13 protein-coding genes are annotated in these 12,995 nt (G+C 44.9%); all 13 read left to right on the top strand.

Annotation, left to right across the window (positions count from 1 at the left end):
• Nucleotide 1: 1 nt before the first annotated feature.
• The 13 genes from LAQ65_RS14525 to moaCB are packed head-to-tail and all read left to right on the top strand — an operon-like array spanning nucleotide 2 to nucleotide 12,991.
• Nucleotides 2–877 carry an AAA family ATPase gene (locus tag LAQ65_RS14525; protein ID WP_224117701.1) on the top strand — a complete coding sequence of 292 codons (876 nt, stop codon included), beginning with the start codon at nucleotides 2–4 and terminating at the stop codon, nucleotides 875–877.
• An 18-nt stretch (nucleotides 878–895) separates the two neighbouring features.
• The gene (locus tag LAQ65_RS14520; protein ID WP_224117700.1) at nucleotides 896–2,035 is read left to right on the top strand and encodes a vWA domain-containing protein; all 1,140 of its coding nucleotides are present in this window, start codon (nucleotides 896–898) and stop codon (nucleotides 2,033–2,035) included.
• Entirely contained in the window at nucleotides 2,028–3,017 is a 990-nt protein-coding gene (locus tag LAQ65_RS14515; RefSeq protein WP_224117699.1) for an XdhC family protein, read from the top strand. The genes LAQ65_RS14520 and LAQ65_RS14515 overlap by 8 nt, the downstream gene beginning before the upstream one ends.
• A gap of 3 nt (nucleotides 3,018–3,020) precedes the next feature.
• Complete coding sequence (locus tag LAQ65_RS14510; RefSeq protein WP_224117698.1) at nucleotides 3,021–4,193, top strand: XdhC family protein; 1,173 nt, start codon at nucleotides 3,021–3,023, stop codon at nucleotides 4,191–4,193.
• A complete protein-coding gene (locus LAQ65_RS14505; protein ID WP_224117697.1) occupies nucleotides 4,177–4,803 on the top strand; it encodes a nucleotidyltransferase family protein in 627 nt (208 codons plus the stop codon). The genes LAQ65_RS14510 and LAQ65_RS14505 overlap by 17 nt, the downstream gene beginning before the upstream one ends.
• Nucleotides 4,788–5,777 (top strand): GTP 3',8-cyclase MoaA, encoded by a 990-nt coding sequence (moaA, locus tag LAQ65_RS14500; protein WP_224117696.1) that lies wholly within the window; start codon nucleotides 4,788–4,790, stop codon nucleotides 5,775–5,777. Before LAQ65_RS14505 ends, moaA begins: the two co-directional genes overlap by 16 nt.
• Nucleotides 5,774–8,332, top strand: coding sequence for a TonB-dependent receptor domain-containing protein (locus tag LAQ65_RS14495; protein WP_224117695.1), 2,559 nt, complete (start codon nucleotides 5,774–5,776; stop codon nucleotides 8,330–8,332). The genes moaA and LAQ65_RS14495 overlap by 4 nt, the downstream gene beginning before the upstream one ends.
• 13 nt (nucleotides 8,333–8,345) lie before the next feature.
• Nucleotides 8,346–9,530 (top strand): molybdopterin molybdotransferase MoeA, encoded by a 1,185-nt coding sequence (locus LAQ65_RS14490; RefSeq protein WP_224117694.1) that lies wholly within the window; start codon nucleotides 8,346–8,348, stop codon nucleotides 9,528–9,530.
• A gap of 9 nt (nucleotides 9,531–9,539) precedes the next feature.
• Nucleotides 9,540–10,277 (top strand): sulfite exporter TauE/SafE family protein, encoded by a 738-nt coding sequence (locus LAQ65_RS14485; RefSeq protein WP_224117693.1) that lies wholly within the window; start codon nucleotides 9,540–9,542, stop codon nucleotides 10,275–10,277.
• Nucleotides 10,274–10,516, top strand: a complete 243-nt coding sequence (locus tag LAQ65_RS14480) for a MoaD/ThiS family protein (RefSeq protein ID WP_224117692.1) — start codon at nucleotides 10,274–10,276, stop codon at nucleotides 10,514–10,516. The genes LAQ65_RS14485 and LAQ65_RS14480 overlap by 4 nt, the downstream gene beginning before the upstream one ends.
• A gap of 2 nt (nucleotides 10,517–10,518) precedes the next feature.
• Nucleotides 10,519–11,631 carry a HesA/MoeB/ThiF family protein gene (locus LAQ65_RS14475; protein WP_224117691.1) on the top strand — a complete coding sequence of 371 codons (1,113 nt, stop codon included), beginning with the start codon at nucleotides 10,519–10,521 and terminating at the stop codon, nucleotides 11,629–11,631.
• A gap of 1 nt (nucleotide 11,632) precedes the next feature.
• Nucleotides 11,633–12,076 carry a molybdenum cofactor biosynthesis protein MoaE gene (locus tag LAQ65_RS14470; RefSeq protein WP_224117690.1) on the top strand — a complete coding sequence of 148 codons (444 nt, stop codon included), beginning with the start codon at nucleotides 11,633–11,635 and terminating at the stop codon, nucleotides 12,074–12,076.
• 3 nt (nucleotides 12,077–12,079) lie between these two features.
• On the top strand, nucleotides 12,080–12,991 hold the full coding sequence (gene moaCB, locus LAQ65_RS14465; RefSeq protein ID WP_224117689.1) for a bifunctional molybdenum cofactor biosynthesis protein MoaC/MoaB: 912 nt from the start codon (nucleotides 12,080–12,082) through the stop codon (nucleotides 12,989–12,991).
• Nucleotides 12,992–12,995 lie beyond the last annotated feature (4 nt).

The following is a 12,995-nucleotide window of genomic DNA, read 5'->3' as shown; positions in this document are numbered from 1 at the left end:
AGTGAATACAATTGAAAATCAGGAACAGATTATTGAAACACTGGACAAGATGCAGTATGTTGTTGACGAGGAATTCGCCACTTCCTTATTCCTGTTGCTGAAACTGCGGAAGCCTCTCTTGCTGGAAGGTCCGCCGGGCGTAGGAAAAACGGAAGCGGCGCTTGCCTTGTCACAATTGCTTAAAACCAAATTAATAAGGCTGCAATGCTACGAAGGCCTTGATGTGAATGCAGCACTTTATGAATGGAATTACCAGAAACAATTGCTGGGAATCAAACTACAGGAAGAGAGTGGGTTAACAATTGAAGAAAAAGAGAAGCATATATTCGGTCACGATTACTTGCTGAAGCGCCCCCTACTGGAATCTATCACGCAGGAATTTCAGTCACCTGTTTTGCTGATCGATGAACTCGACCGGTCAGACGAGGAATTTGAAGCTTTCCTGCTCGAATTATTATCAGCCTTCCAGATAAGCATACCTGAAATCGGGACCATCAGGGCAAAACACAAACCTTATGTGATACTTACGTCTAATCGTACCCGTGAGCTAAGTGATGCCCTTAAAAGAAGGTGTTTGTACCATTGGATAGACTATCCCGGCCTCGATAAGGAAATGCTGATCGTACGTAAGCGCCTGCCCTCCATTGAAGAAAAATTACTGGCACAGGTGGTACATGTGGCCCAGCAGTTCAGGCAGCGAAAGTTGGCTAAAACACCAGGTGTATCAGAAACCATCGATTGGGCAGAATCATTAATGGCCCTGGGTTACCGCGAATTAAACGAAACAGCTTTCTCTGTATCACTGGGCAGTATCCTGAAATCGGCAGAAGATATTTCGCTGATCAGGGCAGAAGGCCATGGCACTTTCATGACTTGATATTTGTAATCAACACCCATGAAACAACAGGCATTTGAAACTACTAGTATTACCCAAAGTATTGTGGCTTTTGCGCAATTCGCCCGAAGCCATGGAATGAATGTGGGCTTATTGGAAGCCCAGGATGCCTTACTGGCTGCGGATGCCGGATTGCTTTCCAGCCGGACACATTTTAAAAGTGCATTGAAAACGATCATGTGCAAATCACCGGAAGAAGCCCGAATTTTTGAAAAAATATTTTTACTTTACTGGGATACTAATCCTATTGACCTTCAGTCCAGAAAAAGCAAGACTTCTATATTGGGAATGGTTGAAAAAAAAACCAACGCCTCGTTAGTTATGCTTGGCCGGGGAAAACCGGAAGCCGAAGAAACCGAAGCTAAAAATGTTTCCGGGGCCAATGAAACCGAAAGGCTGAAAACCACCGACCTGGCAAAAATCAGCGAAATGGATGCTGCCCAACTTGAAGATCTTTCCAGGAAACTCTTCAGGGAAATGGCTATCAGGATGCGCCGAAGGATGAAAGAATCCCAAAAAAAAGGGCCTGTATACCTCCGCAGGACTATCCGGAAAAGTATACCATTCGGCGGTGAACCCCTGGAACTATTCCGGCGTTCGAAAAAGGCCAAAAAACAAAGATTGATCGTTTTGCTGGACGTCAGCGGTTCTATGGATAAATACAGCCATTACCTGCTTCGATTTATTTGTGCATTGCGTGAACAATTCAGGCAGCTCGAAGCTTTTATATTCAGTACTTCTTTATTAAGGGTAACCCGGGCCCTTCAGTTCAGCCGGATTGACCTGGTACTGGCTACTATTGGCAGCCAGGCTGAAAACTGGTCGGGTGGCACGAGGATCGGGGCCTGCCTTCAGGAATTTACCGATAAATACGGTAAACAATTGCTGAACGGCTCACCAACCGTCCTGGTGCTGAGTGACGGACTTGATACCGGCCAGCCTGAGCAGGTAAGCAAGGCAATGCGCAGCATTCATCTGCGGGCAAAAAGGATTATCTGGCTGAACCCATTGAAGGGAATGAAAGGTTATGAGCCAACGGCAAGGGGTATGAAAGCAGCACTGCCCGCCATAGATGAATTCAGGCCGGCACATAACCTGAAGAGTTTGTTGGAACTGGAAAATATATTACAAGATGCTTGATGAATTTCTAGAAAAAAGCCAGGAACTGCGCAAAAAGCAAGAACCCTTTGCCATCGCAATAGTGGTGAGAAGGGAAGCGCCCAGCAGTGGCAAAACCGGTGATAAAGCCATCGTGAATAAATTCGGTGATATTATCGGCTGGGTAGGCGGCGGCTGTGTCCGCGCGATTATTATTAAAGAAGCAGAAGATGCAATGAAATCTGGTAAGCCAAGGCTGGTCCGGATTGGAAACTCCCTCCACAATACCCATCAGGAATCTGTTATGGAATATAAAATGACCTGCCAGAGTGAAGGCACAGTTGAAGTATTTATTGAACCCGTTTTGCCCCTGCCACACCTTGTTGTAATGGGAAAAACTGCTATCGCGAAATCACTGGTGAAACTGGCGAAAGCGACTGGGTTTAAAGTAACCGCCGTAGCATCTGACGCTAAAATTGACACTTTTGAAAAACCCGATGAACTGATCACCCGCTATAATCTCGACCAGGTTAAAACAGGTCCATCGACCTTTATTGTTGTGGCAACCCAGGGCGAGCAAGATGAAACAGCGCTGGAACAAGCCCTTGGTAAGGATCATAGCTATTTAGGTTTTGTATCAAGCCGAAAAAAAGGCCAGACAGTGATGGATTACCTCCGGAATGCCGGACTCAATGAGAACGCCATAGCTGCCATTAAGTCGCCTGCGGGAATTGATATCAGTGCGAAAACACCTGAAGAAGTGGCAATTAGTATCCTGGCAGAAATCATTGCCGTTAAAAGCGAATTACCGGACGCTGAAGGATTCACCAAATTTGATGAAACCAGGGAGGAAGCCGGCAAACCGAAGTTTTATATCAACCCGGTCTGTGGTGTACCAGTGGATATTAATAATCCAAAACACATTATCGAATACCAGGGCGAAAAAGTCTATTTCTGTTGTGATGGCTGTAAGACTAAATTTGAACTGGAACCGGAAAAATATATGCACAAAGCAAAAGCCTGATTGATGAAGGAAATCAATTCCATCATTGAAGCATTTGATGCTGCTCGTGAGTCGGGGGAAAAATCCGCACTCGTTACAGTCGTACACCTCGAAGGTTCTTCTTACAGGAGGCCGGGCGCTCGTATGCTGGTAACCGATGAGGGACAAATGACCGGTGCCATCAGCGGCGGTTGCCTCGAAGGTGATGCCCTTCGCAAAGCATTGCTGGTATTAAACCAGCAGCAATCCAAACTGGTCACTTACGATACCAGCGATGAAGATGATGCTACTATTGGCGTGCAGCTGGGTTGTGCAGGGGTGATCCAGGTTTTAATGGAACCGATTAACTCGACCGACCCCAATAACCCGATAGAATTATTACGCAAAGCTGCAGCCAAAAGGCAAAACTTTGTACTGGTAACCCTGTTTGCACTCGAAGAAAAAAAATCCATCCAACATGGCACCTGCCTGTTGGTAGAAGCCGATGGCACTATCTCCGGAAACCTTGAAGACGGGTTCCTTAAACATACAATCCTGGAGGATGCCCGTATAGCCCTTACAACGCAACGCCCGGCTTTCAAAAATTATAAATCCGCTGAACACAACCTTACTGCTTTTATAGAATTTGAGCCCCCCCCCATATCCCTCGTGATTATTGGTGCTGGTAATGATGTAATGCCGCTAGTGAATTTTGCAGATATTCTGGGCTGGGAAACAAGGGTAGTTGATGGGCGGCCTACACACGCAAAAAAAGAACGTTTTGTCAGCGCGTGCCAGGTGCTGGTCTCTAAACCTGAACATGTGCTGGAGCAAATACCGATAGACGAACAAACTGTATTTGTACTGATGACCCACAATTATAATTATGACCTGGCCATGCTAAGGGCCCTGTTGAAAACCAAAGTCAATTATATCGGGGCATTGGGGCCTAAAAAAAAACTCGACCGTATGCTCGATGAAATTAGAGCAGCCGGCACGAAAATAACTGCTGAACAGTTATCGCGTGTATACGGTCCGGTTGGTTTGGATATTGGTGCCGAAACCGCCGAAGAAATTGCGTTGTCGGTCATTGCTGAAATAAAGGCTATTCAGGCCGGTAAAACCGGTGAATCGTTAAGACATAAACAAGAAGCGATCCATTCAAGGCATGAAACCCGTATCGAAGAAAAAAGAATATCCGATGGTCAAAAATCCTAACGATATTTATTGTGCCATTGTAATCCTTGCTGCAGGATCGTCGAGCCGGCTGGGGGAACCTAAGCAACTTCTCCCCTTCAATGGGAAAAGCCTGTTAGGCCAGGCAGCATTTACTGCTTTGTCAACCGGACTTAAGCCTGTAGTTGTAGTGCTGGGAGAAAATAATGAAGCCATGAAAAAAGAACTGGAAGGAATGGACCTGGCCATTGCAGAGAATAAAAACTGGCAGCAAGGGATGTCTACCTCGCTGCAATGCGGCTTGGATAAAGCCCGTCAACTGCTACCGGAATTGAATGCAGTTATTTTTATGGTATGTGACCAGCCATTTGTCACAGCCGCCTTGTTGCAGGAATTGGTGAACACACAGGCTGAAACCGGGAAATGGATCGTAGCGAGTTCATACCAGGATACCCTTGGCACTCCCGCCCTGTTTACCCAACGGGTATTTTCCGCATTATCAGAATTGACTGGTGATGCAGGTGCCCGCAAACTGATTAAACAATACGGTAATGATGTGGCGGCAGTTGATTTTCCTAAAGGGTATATAGACATAGATACGAAAGAAGAATACGAATCATTTATTCATCCAACGCAATGGAAAAAAAACTAGTCGATACCTTTAACAGGCCGCATAATTATCTCAGGATATCCTTAACGGATAATTGCAATTTCCGTTGCTTCTATTGTATGCCCGAGGAAGATTACGATTTTACGCCTGCCAGCAGGCTGATGCAGGCGCACGAAATCGAAGCTATAGCAAAAATATTTGTTGAACAGGGTGTCGATAAGATCCGGCTCACAGGCGGTGAACCATTGGTGCGAAAAGATGCCGCAGACATTATTATGTCTCTATCAAAATTGCCTGTAAACCTCACTATTACTACAAATGGCAGCCGTATTCACGATTATCTAGATGTCTTAAAAGAAGCCGGCATCCGGTCCCTGAATATCAGCCTGGACACCCTCGACCGCGATAAATTTTTACTAGTCACCCGCCGCGACCAGTTTAAACAGGTCTATGATAATATCCAACTTTTACTGCAGGAAGGTTTTCATGTAAAAGTGAATATGGTGGTGATGAAAGGAATGAATGAAAATGAAATAAATGATTTTGTAGCATGGACAAAAAACGACCCGGTACACGTACGTTTCATTGAGTTCATGCCGTTTAGTGGCAACCGGTGGACCAGCAATAAAGTGGTGACCTGGCAGGAAATATTAACAGAAGTGGGCGCCCGTTATGATATCCTGCCATTGGCTGGCGACCCGCATGATACTGCCAAGAAATATATTGTTCCCGGTCATGCCGGCACTTTTGCTGTGATCAGCACGATGAGTGCAAATTTCTGCGGAAACTGCAACCGTATACGATTAACAGCAGATGGCAAGATTAAGAACTGCCTTTTCTCCCAACAGGAAACCAACCTGCTGCAGCCATTACGCAATGGTGAAAATATTCTACCGCTGATCCATCAAAATATCCTGGCAAAAGCAAAGGAATTGGGAGGGCAATTCACCACCGATTTCGAAAAAATACATGCAGAAACCATTCACAACCGAAGCATGATAACTATCGGTGGATGAAAAAATATTATACTATACTTCATCTATTACTTTGCCTCGAGGCCAGGAGTCAGGAAAAACATACTACTCCGAATCAGGATACTATTCATACTACATTACTGAATGAAGTGGTCGTGAGCGCTTCACGGATTCCAGAAAATATTTTACGGAGCCCTTTAAGCATTCAAAAAGCTGGTCGTTCATTTTTCACCAATAGCTCCGCTCCTTCTTTTTTTGACGCCCTTGAAAATATGAAAGGGGTACAGATGATCACACCAAGTATGGGTTTTCGCATCCTTAATACCCGCGGGTTTGCCAACACAACAAATGTTCGCTTTACCCAATTGGTAGATGGCATGGACATCCAATCGCCTCATATTGGCAGTCCGATCGGTAACGTATTAGGGCCCAGCGACCTGGATATTGATAATGTGGAAATCATACCTGGTATGTCATCTGCTTTGTATGGCATGAATACGGTAAATGGACTGGCTCAATTCAACAGCAGGGACCCATTTACATCAGAGGGACTCAGTGTTCAGCAAAAAACAGCGCTTACACATTTGGGCGATCCCAACACCAGCGCCAAATTATTTTCAGAAACAAGCCTGCGTTATGTAAAAAAAATAAGCACTAACTGGGTCATTAGGTTCAACGGAACTTTCACAAAGGGGTATGACTGGATTGCCGACAATTACCAGGACATCAATCCTAATGCCAATTCCAGCACCCAGTTATTAGGTGCAGATAATCCAGCCCTGAACCCGGTAAACAGCTATGGCAATGAATCATCGAACCGGAAAACGCTAACGCTTGGCGGGAAATCATATGTTGTTGCAAGGACGGGTTATAAAGAAATTGAGGTGACCGATTATAGCCTCCAAAACATTAAAGCAGACGCGGGGATTTTCTACCACAACAGCAGGGGGGATAAATTTTCTTATACATTCCGCTTTGCAGTATTAGACAATATTTACCAGCGGGCTAACCGGTTCAGGCTGGCTGATTATTTTTTGCAGCAACATGCTCTCAGTTATCAATCCAAAGCCCTGCAAGCGCGGTTATACCTGAACAATGAGAATACCGGCAACTCCTATAACCTGCGTTCCATGGCCGAAAATATCGACCGTAATTACAAATCCGACAAAACCTGGTTTGCAGATTATACTACCGGTTACAACCAGTCGCAGCAGAATGGCACAGATGCAGTGAATGCCCACAAACAGGCCAGGTTATTTGCCGATAATGGCCGGTACGAACCTGGAAGCTCTGCTTTCAATGATGTACTGGGTCAGTTACAACAAATCAACAACTGGGACCAGGGTGCTGCCCTAAAAGTGAAAGCCAGCTTTGTCCATGCAGAAATGCAATTGAACCTCACCGACAGTTGGCTGGGTAAAATGAAAGAGAAAACAGGTATCGAACTGCTGGCAGGCGGCGACCACCGAAGTTATATTGTAATACCTGATGGTAATTATTTTATGAATCCGGCAGCAGGGAAAGAAGGTAAGAATATTGTTTATGGCAGGACCGGTGTTTACCTTTCCGCAAACCGGAATTTTTTCTCAGGAAAGCTTCGCCTTGGCGCAGCAGTCAGGGGCGATAAAAATGATTATTACCCGGTACTGTTCAATCCCCGATTTACCGCTGTTTATTCGCCTTCCGCATTACAGAGCATAAGAATATCCTACCAGGGCGGATACAGGTACCCTATTCTGTTTGAAGCCTTTTCTAATGTAAATAGTGGAGGTGTAAAACGCGTGGGCGGATTACCCGTAATGTCGAACGGCATATTTGAAAATGCCTGGCTACAGACTTCCATTGCGGCTTTCCAGTCGGCAATCCTTAAAGATGTTAACCAGGGAGGTGTATCAAGGCAAGCGGCTTTTGAAAAAAACAAGGAATTATTAATAAAAAGTCCATACACCTATATCCAGCCTGAACATGTGCAATCTTTTGATGCCGGTTATAAAAGGGGTATGGCCAATGGAAAAATACTATTGGATGCTGAAATTTACATAAACAAATACCGGTCCTTTATTGCACAGGCAAATATGAATGTACCCAAAACTGAAGACCCCGATTCAATTCCCTACTATTTAGCTGACAATACAAAACAGGACCAATACCGTATGTGGACCAATTCAAAAACATCGGTATATCAATATGGTGGTAGTATAGGAATACAATGGAAACTAAACCGGGGCTATATGATTACTGCGCATAGTTCCTATGCCAAATTGCAGAAAGCGAAAGGAGAAGACGGCCTTGAAGACGGTTTCAACACGCCCGAATGGATGGCCTTTGCTTCTGTTGCCAACGAAAAATTATACAAACAATTTGGGGCAGGCATCAGCCTCCGATGGCAAAGCAGGTATTACTGGCAATCCTTCCTGACAAATGGTGATGTGCCGGCCACAACCACCCTGGATATGCACATCAGCTATCGCTTTACGAAAATGCCATTTCGCCTTAAATTAGGGGGAAGTAATATAAGTAACCATTATTATTATTCTATTTTAGGCGGACCATCCATTGGTGGTATGTATTACCTTACCGCCACATGGGGAATATAAGCACACAAAAAACATGATCACAGTTACAGCAGCTAAAGAACTTATCAGGACAAATTGCCAGGCATTGTCACCGGTTACAATGCCATTGCTTCAGGCTGCTGGGAAAACCCTTGCCCATGATATCTGGGCGCCTAACGATATCCCTGCTTTTCCACAATCATCTATGGATGGCTATGCTATTTCCTACAAGAGCTGGAAGACATACGGATTACTCGACCTGTTTGGGGAAATTGCTGCGGGCAGGGGGGATAGTATTGAATTACCTGATGGAAAGGCCTTCCGGATTTTTACTGGTGCACCTGTCCCGTTCGGGGCAGATACAGTAGTAATGCAGGAAAAATGCCGTGTGGTAGAAGATGAATTATCGATAGATGACCCATCACTCAAAGCTGGTGACAATGTTCGTCCGGTTGGTTCCGAAATCAGCAAAGGCGCATTAGCCCTGGAAAAAGGCACACTCCTAACTCCAGCTGCCATCGGATTTTTAGCGGGCATCGGGATAACTGAAGTCAGCATTTACCCATCACCGTCAATAAGCATAATTGTAACTGGGAATGAATTGCAAACACCCGGCAACCCACTTTCATACGGACAGGTTTATGAATCTAACTCCCTGACCCTCTCAGCTGCATTGCAGCAACTGTCATTACACTTGAAAGAGACCTATCGCGTAGAAGACCAGTTAGAGACACTTACAAAAACGCTGGGGCATGCGATAGAACAAAGTGACATCGTATTAATAACAGGCGGTATTAGTGTCGGCGACTATGACTTCACTTTAAAAGCAGCGATGCAATGCGGCGCAGAAACAGTGTTCCATAAAATTAAACAGAAACCCGGAAAACCCATCCTCTTTGCAAAAAAAGGCACTAAACTGGTTTTCGGGTTACCAGGAAACCCAGCTTCGGTTCTCACCTGTTTTTATGAATATGTATTGTTGGCCATCAGCATGTTGCAAAACCGTTCAGTGACCCTGGCCAAAAAAACCGCACCACTGGAAAAAGAAATTAAAAAACCAGCAGGCATAACCCATTATTTAAAAGGGCATTTCAATGGAACAACCGTTTTGCCACTCGACGGACAAGAATCCTATAAACTCAATTCCTTCGCCAAAGCAAATTGCCTGATCATGCTTCCGGAAGAAGTTACCCAGTGCCAAACAGGAGAAGCCGCAGAAATCCACCTTTTACCCCAATAAATGCCTGCTATGGACATCAGCCTGGTCTTTTACCTGCTCTTATTTACAGTGGCATTTTTGTATGCATCAGTGGGCCATGGTGGCGCAAGCGGGTACCTGGCATTGATGGCTATTTATGGTTTCGCACCCGATGTAATGAAACCTACGGCCCTGCTGCTCAACCTTTTCGTATCCATAACCGCATTTATACAGTTTTACCGGGGCAAACACTTCAACTGGAAAATATTTTTACCCCTGGCAGTCGCATCTGTCCCAATGGCATTTTTAGGGGGATTAGTTAGTATTGATGCAGTGATCTACAAAAAGATACTTGGCGCATTACTGTTAATCCCGGTAGCAAGGTTTTTCTTTTTTAAAAACACCGAAATATCAGATATGCGCCCTTCCAGTATAGGTTTATCTGTGCTTATTGGAGCAGTGATCGGTTTACTTTCCGGAATGATTGGTATTGGGGGCGGAATAATTCTCTCACCGGTACTGCTTTTGTTAAAATGGACAGACCAAAAACAAACTGCAGCAATCAGCGCCCTGTTCATTTTCGTAAATTCGTTATCCGGGTTGTTTGGCCAGCTCACAAAAGGGATTAGCTTCAGCAGCGATATGTTGCTGATGGTATTGATCGCTTTTGGCGCTGGATTCCTGGGCGCCTGGCTGGGGTCACTGAAATTCAGGCAGGACGTGCTGAAATTCATCCTGGCTTCCGTACTCAGCCTGGCAGCTTTTAAATTATTATTTACCGGCGCATGAGTAGTTTTAAAAAAAATATTATTGTCTTCGGACAATTGACTGATATCATTGGGGCCGCTGAAATAAATTTCCCGGCAGTCGGGGATACCGATGCGCTTAAAAACCAATTAATAGCAAAATATCCGCAATTGGCGGAATTGAGTTTTGTAATTGCGGTTGATAAAAAAATCGCTGCGGGAAATACCCCGCTTCAGCTTGATTCAGGTATCGCACTACTGCCGCCATTCTCAGGAGGATAACCATGCAACCAAACGGTAACAAACCAGACAGATACCAACGCCAGCTTTCACTTAAATACTTTGGCGCTACTGCCCAGGAAAAACTGGGCAAAGCAAAAGTATTGGTGATTGGCGCAGGCGGGCTCGGTTGCCCGGCACTATTATACCTTGCAGCCGCAGGCATTGGCACTATCGGCCTGGTTGATTTTGATACCGTAGCGCTGAGTAATTTACATCGCCAGGTCTTATATACCATGGAGGATATAGGACATCCAAAAGCCATCAGCGCCGCAATGAGATTACTGCAATTGAACAATGAGGTAACTATTCAACCCTACCAGTTAAAGCTCACAAATAATACATGCCTTGAACTTTTTCCAGGGTATGATATCATTATTGACGGAACAGATAATTTTTCCACGCGTTATATGATCAACGATGCCTGTGTATTACTTGGAAAGCCTTTGGTCTATGGGGCTGTATCGCAATATGAAGGACAGGTAGCAATTTTTAATGCCGGTGCGGATGCCGTTAATTACCGTGACCTCTTCCCCCATCCTCCAAAATCAGGGGAGGTATTAAACTGTGCAGAAGCAGGCGTACTGGGCGTACTGCCAGGATTCATTGGCACTATGCAGGCCAGTGAAACCATTAAACTTATCACTGGTATCGGCGAAACATTGGAAAATAAACTCTTCACATTCAATGTGCTCACTAACCATGCATTTGAACTTTTTATAAGTCCAAATGCAGCAGCTACAGGGTTACTGCCGCAAGACAGGGAAACCTTTGCAAACACCAATTATGACTGGCTATGCGGTGTAGGATCACCGGAATTTGAAATCGAACCAGGATTTTTCAATCACCTGCTGCACCAAAACAATGTTACAGTAATAGATGTACGTGAACCCGGTGAAATGCCGGCCATCTCTGCCTTTGTTCACCAAAAGCTTCCGCTATCTTTACTGCGTGAAAAACTCACTTCGATTGAGGCAGAAACTGTTGTATTTATTTGCCAGTCAGGTAAAAGAAGCCTGCAGGCAGCAAAATGGCTAAGCGAAATCAGGAGCCCGGTAAAAAAAATTTATAGTTTACAGGGTGGCCTCCTGAACTGGCGGTCACCATCAACCGATTAATATGGAACCTAGAAAACCGAAAAATATATTTGTAAAGGGTGCTGTCAGCGCATCATTTATTGCAGAAAGTATCCAGAAACACAGCAGCCGCCATGACATTGGCGGGCATAGTATTTTCCTGGGACAGGTAAGGGCAGACAAGGTTGAAGGCAAGACAGTTTCGGCCATTGATTATACAACCTATGAAGAAATGGCCCTGGAAAAAATGCATGAAATCAGGGAGGCTATATTTGCCAAATACGAACTTACCTGTATGCATGTCTACCATAGCCTGGGCAAAGTTGCAGCAGGTGAAATCTGCTTATTCGTATTCACTTCCTCTGCACATCGTAAACCCGCAATAGCAGCATGCTCTGAACTGGTTGAAAGGATTAAGGCTGAATTGCCTGTTTGGGGTAAGGAAGTCTTCGATAATGAAACCTATCAATGGAAAGAAAACAAATAAGGAATGGTTAACATAACGCATAAATCACCCAGCCTGAGGCAGGCAATCGCAACTGCGATAGTAAAAGTGTCGGGGCAGCAGACTATTGATGCCATCGAACAAAGAAAAGTCCCCAAGGGTGATGTTTTTGAATTCTCCCGGGCAGCTGGTTTATTGGCCATCAAAAAAACCAGTGATGTCATTCCCGACTGCCATCCCCTCCCGATAGAATACTCCGCCATTACTCATCGTATTGAAGGCCTTACCATCATAATAACTGTTGAGGTGCATACTATTTATAAAACAGGGGTTGAAGTGGAAGCCATGCATGGCGCTTCGGTTGTTGCTTTAACCATGTACGATATGCTGAAACCTTTGGATAAAGGCATTGAAATTTCCACAATAAAACTTCAGGAGAAAAAAGGCGGAAAGTCTGATTTGAAATATGCCCTTCCCGATACTGTAAAAACGGCTATTGTTATTTGCAGTGACAGTGTAGCTGCCGGAATCAACGAAGACTTCACCGGCGACAGGATTGAACAAAAGCTGCAAGATTACAAATTAACACCTGCACAGCGAGTAGCCATACCCGATGACTTTAGTACTATCCAGGAAAAAGTTAAGGAACTATCCGCTGCAGGTTTCCGGCTGGCCCTTTTCGCAGGAGGAACAGGACTATCTCCACGTGACCTCACACCTGATGCAATCATGCCATTAATTGACCGTGAAATTCCCGGCATCATGGAAACTGCCAGGCAATATGGCCAGCAACGTATGCCTTATGCTATGTTATCTCGCGGCATTGCTGGTTTTGTTGGAAACCTGCTGGTGATTACCTTGCCCGGTTCACCGCGGGGATCAGAAGAAACCATGGAAGCCTTGTTTCCACATGTATTGCATGTGTTTAAAGTGGCTGAAGGTTTGAGGCATTCCTGACCTG

It is taken from the genome of Flavihumibacter profundi (genome assembly GCF_020076305.1).
Taxonomy (GTDB): Bacteria; Bacteroidota; Bacteroidia; order Chitinophagales; family Chitinophagaceae; genus Flavihumibacter; species Flavihumibacter profundi.
The sequence above is the reverse complement of the archived record's forward strand: the minus strand, read 5'-3'. Positions and strand labels throughout refer to the sequence as shown.